General features: G+C 77.6%; 1 pseudogene. It reads right to left on the bottom strand.

The features are described 5' to 3' along the window. Positions 1–151: 151 nt before the first annotated feature. Positions 152–398, bottom strand: a pseudogene (locus FNQ90_RS26695) (SAM-dependent methyltransferase); the annotation flags it as partial.

Genomic DNA, 398 nt, shown 5'->3' with positions numbered 1-398 from the left:
CGCCGAACGTGACACCCCCTCCTCCCGGCGCCGCTGAGCGGCGTCCGGCGGAACTCCCGCGGCCCGGCCCCCGCGCACCACGCGCGGGGACCGGGCCCCCGCCCTCCTCCCCGGTGCTCTCCTCCGTGGCCCTCCGGGCGACCGCGCGCGCTCAGCGCGGAGCGCGCGCGGTCGCCCGGAAGAAGGTGTAGTGGAAGGTGCCCTCACCGGTGGCGGTGCGCCGCAGGTCCGCCGTGCCCCGCTCCCATTCCTCGGCGTCCAACCTCCCCTCGGCGAGCACCTCCTGCCGGGCCGCCTCGAAGACCGGCACGAAGGTGTCGAGGACGAATCCGGCCCTCAGGTCGGGGCGGGACCGGTCCGCGCACACCGTGCGCGGCCCCACCACCACCTCCCCGAAC

Source organism: Streptomyces alkaliphilus (assembly GCF_014141535.1).
GTDB lineage: Bacteria > Actinomycetota > Actinomycetes > Streptomycetales > Streptomycetaceae > Streptomyces > Streptomyces alkaliphilus.
The sequence above is the reverse complement of the archived record's forward strand: the minus strand, read 5'-3'. Positions and strand labels throughout refer to the sequence as shown.